We start from the raw sequence: 6,295 nt of genomic DNA on the forward strand, positions 1-6,295 counted from the left end.
ATCAGTATGGTTTGAAGTAGTCGAAGGGTTCACGGCAGTCGAGGCAGCGGTACAGTGCTTTGCAGGCTGTCGAACCGAATTGCGCGAGACGCTCGGTATGGGCCGAGCCGCAACGGGGGCACGACGGTGCCGGCAGCGTGCGCGGCACGAAGCGCATCACTTTTTCCTGTGCTGGCACGGCGGAACCGCAATTGCCGGTGGGCGGCGCGATGCCGTAGGCGCGGAGCTTTTCGCGTGCGTCGGCGGTCATCCAGTCGGTGGTCCAGGCCGGCGCGAGGACCGTGGCGATCCGATACGGCTTCAGCTCAGCCACGTCGAGCGCATGGGCAACGTCTTCGGCGATCTGCGACATCGCCGGGCAACCGGAATAGGTCGGCGTGATAACGACTTCGAGCGTGCCGTCGGTGGCGCGTCTCACGTCGCGCAGAATGCCGAGTTCACGAATCGACACCACCGGGATTTCCGGATCGGGCACCGTTTCGAGCACGGCCCAGGCGCGTTCGAGTGTGGCGTCAGCGATGGGCATGGCAGTCGAGGTCGTCATCGTGAAGTTCCGTCTCCGGTTCAGCGCTTACCAGGTGGCGCCGGGATGCTGGCGTGCGAGGCTTTGCATTTCCGCCAGCACGAAGCCCATGTGCTCTGAGTGCTCGCCGTGTTTGCCAGTTGTGATGTGCTTGACCGCTTCGGGCAGCTTGAGCGTGGCTGAGTTGAGCGTGGCCTGTACGTCTTCGAGCCATGCGGCTTCGAGGTCAGACGTCAGCGGCCCGATGCCGGCGGCGGCGATGCTCTCCTCCACGGCGTCAGCACTGAAAAACTCGTGCGTGTACGGCATCAGATAGTCGAGTGCGGCCTGCGCGCGGCGATGCGATTCGTCCGTGCCGTCGCCGAAACGCACCAGCCATTCGCTCGCGTGGTGCACGTGATAGCTGGTTTCCTTGATCGACTTCGAGGCGATTGCTGCAAGCTGCTCATCCTTCGACGTAGTGAGCGCCGCCCACAGATGCGCCATCAGCGTCGAATACAGGAAGTTGCGCACGATCGTGACCGCATAGTCTTTCTCGGCTTGCGCAGTGCCGGCGAGCGGGCCGTAATGCGGCAGCTCGGCCAATGTGTAATTGGCGAACTCGCGTTCGGCGCGGAAGTACGCGTAGTCGTCTTCCGTGCGGCTTTTGCCGGTGAGTTGCTGATCCAGCGAGGCGGCGTGCGTGTACAGCAGGCGCGCCTGGCCGATCAGATCCAGACTCATGTTCGACAGCGCGATGTCCTCTTCGAGGATCGGGCCGTGACCGCACCACTCGGCATTGCGCTGACCGAGGATCAGCGCGGTATCCGCGAGGCGTAGCACGTACTGCAGATGTTGGGGCGTGAGGTTCATGGCCGCGCTTACATGTGGTTGACTTCGTCGGGGAGCGTGTAGAACGTCGGGTGGCGGTAAATCTTGTCGCCAGCCGGTTCGAACAGCTCCGCCTTGTCTTCCGGCGCAGACGCCGTGATCGCCGACGACGGCACCACCCAGATGCTCACGCCTTCCTGGCGGCGCGTGTAGACGTCGCGCGCCATGCGCAGCGCCATTGGCGCGTCAGCAGCATGGAGGCTGCCGCAGTGTTTGTGGTCGAGTCCCTGCTTGCTGCGCACGAAGACTTCCCAAATCGGCCATTCCTTGTTCATCGCTGATCTCCTGATACTTTGTCTGGCTTGTCGCCGTGGTTAGGCCGCTTGCTGTTGCGCGCGCTGACGCTGCTTCTCGGCGTGGGCGAGGGCGGCCTCACGCACCCAGGTGCCTTCGTTGTGCGCTTTCACGCGGGTCGCGAGACGTTCGCGGTTGCACGGGCCGTCGCCATTCACGACGCGCCAGAATTCTTCCCAGTCGATCTCGCCGTAGTCGTGGTGGCCGCGGGCCTCGTTCCACTTCAGGTCCGGGTCCGGCAGCGTGACGCCGAGCACCTTGGCCTGGTCGACGGTGGCGTCGACGAATTTCTGGCGCAGATCGTCGTTCGAGATGCGCTTGATGCCCCATTTCGACGACTGGTTGCTGTGGATCGAGTCTTTGTCGCTCGGACCGAACATCATCAACACCGGCCACCACCAGCGGTTCACGGCCTGCTGGACTAATTCGCGTTGCGCTTCGGTGCCGCTCATCATCGACATCAACGCGTCGAAACCTTGACGCTGATGGAACGACTCTTCCTTGCAGATACGGATCATTGCGCGTGCGTACGGGCCATAAGTGCAGCGGCACAGCGGAATCTGATTCATGATCGCCGCGCCGTCCACCAGCCAGCCGATTACGCCGACGTCTGCCCACGTGGGCGTCGGGTAATTGAAGATGCTCGAATATTTGGCTTTGCCCGAGTGCAATGCGGCGATCAACTGATCGCGCGACACGCCGAGCGTTTCTGCCGAGCTATATAGATAGAGGCCGTGGCCAGCTTCGTCCTGCACTTTGGCCAGCAGGATCGCCTTGCGTTTCAAGCTGGGCGCGCGCGAGATCCAGTTGCCTTCCGGCAGCATGCCGACGATTTCCGAATGCGCGTGCTGCGAAATCTGCCGCACCAGAGTCTTGCGGTAGGCTTCAGGCATCCAGTCCTGCGCCTCGATCTTGCCGTCGGCCGTCATGACCGCGTCGAATTGCGCCTGTTCTGGCGAACTCACTGCCGCATCGAGCGGCGCGACGTTGCCGGGGATATCCAGGGATTGCGTGTACATGGGGACACTCTCAGCGGAATTTGTCTGTGTTTGCGCAGTATAAATCAACCGACCGGTCGGTTAATAAATTTTTTGAGAAGAACGACTCTTACCGATAGGGAGACCTCGGGTTCGTCGCCGGGCCGTTTCGCTAGCACCGCTGCCCCGCACCGACACTTAACCTATAAAATTGCGAATTGGCCACGATTTGCGGCCTCCCTGCATCCCCGGTACTCATGTTACGTCTAAGCGAAATCAAACTCCCGCTCGATCATCCCGAGAGCGTTCTCGAAACCGCCGTCCGCGCGCGTCTCGCTGAACTCGGCGTGGACGAGAGCGGGCTCATCCGGTACACCGTGTTTCGCCGCGCGCACGACGCACGCAAGCGCACCGACATCAAGCTCACTTACATCGTCGACGTCGAGGTGAAGGATGAAGCGGCCGCGCTCAAGCGGCTTGCCGACGTGCCCCACTGCGCTGTGACGCCGGACATGACGTACCGTTTTGTCGCTAAAGCACCGGCGCAGCTGACTTCCCCGCGCCCCGTCGTGATCGGCATGGGGCCGTGCGGCCTGTTTGCCGGGCTGATCCTCGCCCAGATGGGCTTTCGTCCGATCATTCTCGAGCGCGGCAAGGCCGTGCGCGAGCGCACCAAGGATACTTTCGGGCTATGGCGCAAGTCGGTGCTCAATCCTGAATCGAACGTGCAGTTCGGCGAAGGCGGCGCGGGTACTTTCTCGGACGGCAAGCTTTACAGTCAGATCAAGGACCCGAAGCACTACGGCCGCAAGGTGCTTGATGAATTCGTCCGCGCGGGTGCACCGGAAGACATTCTTTATCTGAGCCGGCCCCATATCGGTACGTTTCGCCTCGTCAGCATGGTCGAAAAGATGCGCGCGACCATTCACGAGTTGGGCGGCGAGGTGCGTTTCGAGACTCGGGTCGACGATATCGAAATCGAGCAGGGCAAGGTGCGCGGGCTAAAGCTGTCGACGGGCGAGAATTTGCGCTGCGACCATGTGGTGCTGGCGGTTGGCCATAGCGCGCGCGATACGTTCCAGATGCTGAGTGAGCGCGGCGTCTATCTCGAATCGAAGCCGTTTTCGCTCGGTTTCCGGATTGAGCATCCGCAAGGGCTGATCGATCGCAGCCGTTTCGGCAAGTTCGCGGGCCACAAGCAATTGGGCGCCGCCGACTATAAGGTGGTGCATCACTGCAGCAACGGGCGCGCGGTTTATAGCTTCTGCATGTGCCCGGGCGGCACGGTGGTCGCGGCGACTTCCGAGCCGGGCCGCGTGGTGACCAACGGCATGAGCCAGTACTCACGGGCCGAGCGCAATGCCAACGCTGGGATTGTCGTCGGCATCACGCCGGACGATTATCCGGGCGGTCCGCTCGCTGGTATCGCCTTCCAGCGCAAATGGGAAGAGCGGGCGTTTGAACTCGGCGGCGGCAACTATATGGCGCCGGGGCAGCTGGTCGGCGACTTCATCGCCGGGCGGCCGTCTACATCGCTGGGTTCAGTGGTGCCGTCATATAAGCCGGGCGTGCATCCGACCGATCTCAGCACCGCGCTGCCCGACTACGTGATCGAAGCGATCCGCGAAGCGTTGCCGCAGATGGATGAGAAGATCGCCGGTTTTGCCATGCATGACGCTGTGCTGACAGGCGTCGAGACGAGAACGTCGTCGCCGATTCGCGTGCGGCGCCGGGATGACTATCAAAGCATGAATGTCGAAGGCCTGTATCCTGCCGGAGAGGGCGCCGGATATGCCGGTGGAATCTACTCGGCAGCCATCGACGGGATCGAAGTGGCCGAAGCAGTTGCATTGAAGATGGCCGGAGTGGCGGCCTGATTTGTAACGCGTCTGTGCTCGCGTCGAATGGCTGCGGGGCAGGCGGGCTGATCTGCGTGGGGCGTTATGCGTCCTCAGCCAATTGGCTGCGTCGCAGACGTTGCGCCTGTGGTTCCGGGTGAGCTTTTCTAGTGCGGGGCGAGCCGAACAAGCCCGGTTCCGCCAGGTCGGCGGAATGCGCATGCTGTCTCGAGGCCCGTTCGCCGTCGCAGCCCTGATACCAGGTGCGGGTGACGACACAATACCGTTCGCACGGTCAGCCGCGATGACCATGGCGATCGGGCACAATGCATGTTTCGCCTCGAACCGACCCCCCGAATGACCATTCGCACCCTGGCCGCCGCATGTGGCGCGGCGCTGCTTTGCCAATTTGCTGTTTCCTCGACCGTGTTTGCCGCCGCCGCCCCGACGCACTGGGTCACCGCATGGGCGACGGCGCTGCAACCCATCCCGCAACGGTCGGATTTACCGCCGTTATACCGCGCCCCTGAAGTAGCTGGCCGCACAGTTCGCCAGATTGTTTATCCGACGCTCTCCGGTAAATCCGCGCGAATCCATCTCAGCAACGAGTATGGCAAGACGGCACTCGTCATCGAGGAACTGCGCATCGCGCGCTCGGGCGGCGGCGCGGCAGCGCTGGGCAATGGCGAGGCGCGCGTGACGTTTGGCGGCAAGAGCTCCGTGAGCATACCGGCAGGCGCGGAGTTGGACAGCGACCCGGTCGCTATCGACATCGCGGAAGGTTCACCTTATGCGATCAGTGCGTTTACGGGGCCGGAACAGCGAATCGTGGCGTGGCACCGGGTCTCGAATCAGTTGAATTATGTTTCCGCTCCGGGTAATCACACTGCCGACACCTCCGCTGATTCGTTTCGTGGCCGGTTCACGCAATATGTATGGGTGACGGGTTTGTTGGTGGACGCGCCGTCATCGGCCGCCGTCGCCGCGATCGGCGACTCGATCACCGACGGCATGCGCTCCAGTCTGAATCAGAATCGGCGCTGGCCGGATGCGCTGGCTCGTCGGTTCGCCGGCACCGGCGACCATTCGACGGCGATCGTTAATCTTGGCATCAGCGGCAATCGCTTACTGAGCGACTCACTCTGCTACGGCGACGCGCTCATCCGACGTTTCGACCGGGATGTGCTGGAACGCCCCGGGGTCAAGACGGCCATTCTGCTAATCGGAATCAACGACATCAACTTTGCGGCGATGCCGGCGCGTGGCGGGCTTGACTGCGACTCCCCGCATACCTCGGTAACAGCCACCGACCTGATTGCCGGCTATCAGCGGGTGATTGCGGATGCGCGACACCGGGGTGTGAAGGTGTTCGGCGCGACGTTGACGCCGGCATCGCTACCGGCGCCGCGGGAGGCTATCCGGCTTGCGGTCAACCAATGGATTCGGACCAGCCGCGCTTTCGACGGCGTTGTAGATTTTGATGCCGCACTACGCGACCCGGCGCAACCGAATCGCCTGCAGCGCGCCTTTGACAGTGGCGACCATATCCATCCCAGCGACGCCGGATACAGCGCAATGGCCGAAGCGGTTCCAGTGGCTGGTTTAGTGAATTCAACCCGGAAGTGAACCGCCAAAAAAAGATTTTCATCAAACCCTTGTCATATGGCCGATGTTCGCCTAAGATTCGCTTCCTCGTTTGCGAACGGGGGCCGCTGTAGAAACAGGCGGCCGTAGCGTCAACAAGGTTTTAAGCGAAAGCGGAAAATGTTGTTGACGAAACGAAAAAGATTCTC

At 62.1% G+C, this 6,295-nt stretch carries 6 protein-coding genes; 2 read left to right on the forward strand and 4 right to left on the reverse strand.

What is annotated here, in order from left to right:
- Nucleotide 1: 1 nt before the first annotated feature.
- From paaD to paaA, 4 genes are read right to left on the reverse strand one after another with little or no spacing between them, the layout of a single operon-like run.
- A complete protein-coding gene (gene paaD, locus ACUN0E_RS42870) occupies nucleotides 2–544 on the reverse strand; it encodes a 1,2-phenylacetyl-CoA epoxidase subunit PaaD (RefSeq protein ID WP_408241214.1) in 543 nt (180 codons plus the stop codon).
- Between the two features lie 27 nt (nucleotides 545–571).
- Nucleotides 572–1,375 (reverse strand): 1,2-phenylacetyl-CoA epoxidase subunit PaaC, encoded by an 804-nt coding sequence (gene paaC / locus ACUN0E_RS42875; protein ID WP_445570333.1) that lies wholly within the window; start codon nucleotides 1,373–1,375, stop codon nucleotides 572–574.
- Between the two features lie 8 nt (nucleotides 1,376–1,383).
- Complete coding sequence (gene paaB, locus ACUN0E_RS42880) at nucleotides 1,384–1,668, reverse strand: 1,2-phenylacetyl-CoA epoxidase subunit PaaB (RefSeq protein ID WP_007179854.1); 285 nt, start codon at nucleotides 1,666–1,668, stop codon at nucleotides 1,384–1,386.
- A 39-nt stretch (nucleotides 1,669–1,707) separates the two neighbouring features.
- Nucleotides 1,708–2,706: a 1,2-phenylacetyl-CoA epoxidase subunit PaaA gene (gene paaA, locus ACUN0E_RS42885; protein WP_445570334.1), complete on the reverse strand. Its 999-nt coding sequence runs from the start codon at nucleotides 2,704–2,706 to the stop codon at nucleotides 1,708–1,710.
- Nucleotides 2,707–2,921: 215 nt separating this feature from the next.
- Here paaA and ACUN0E_RS42890 point away from each other — a divergent pair, with 215 nt between their 5' ends.
- Nucleotides 2,922–4,541 carry an NAD(P)/FAD-dependent oxidoreductase gene (locus ACUN0E_RS42890; protein WP_445570335.1) on the forward strand — a complete coding sequence of 540 codons (1,620 nt, stop codon included), beginning with the start codon at nucleotides 2,922–2,924 and terminating at the stop codon, nucleotides 4,539–4,541.
- A gap of 318 nt (nucleotides 4,542–4,859) precedes the next feature.
- Nucleotides 4,860–6,128, forward strand: coding sequence for an SGNH/GDSL hydrolase family protein (locus tag ACUN0E_RS42895; RefSeq protein ID WP_445570336.1), 1,269 nt, complete (start codon nucleotides 4,860–4,862; stop codon nucleotides 6,126–6,128).
- Nucleotides 6,129–6,295 lie beyond the last annotated feature (167 nt).

This window comes from Paraburkholderia sp. D1E (assembly GCF_052682275.1).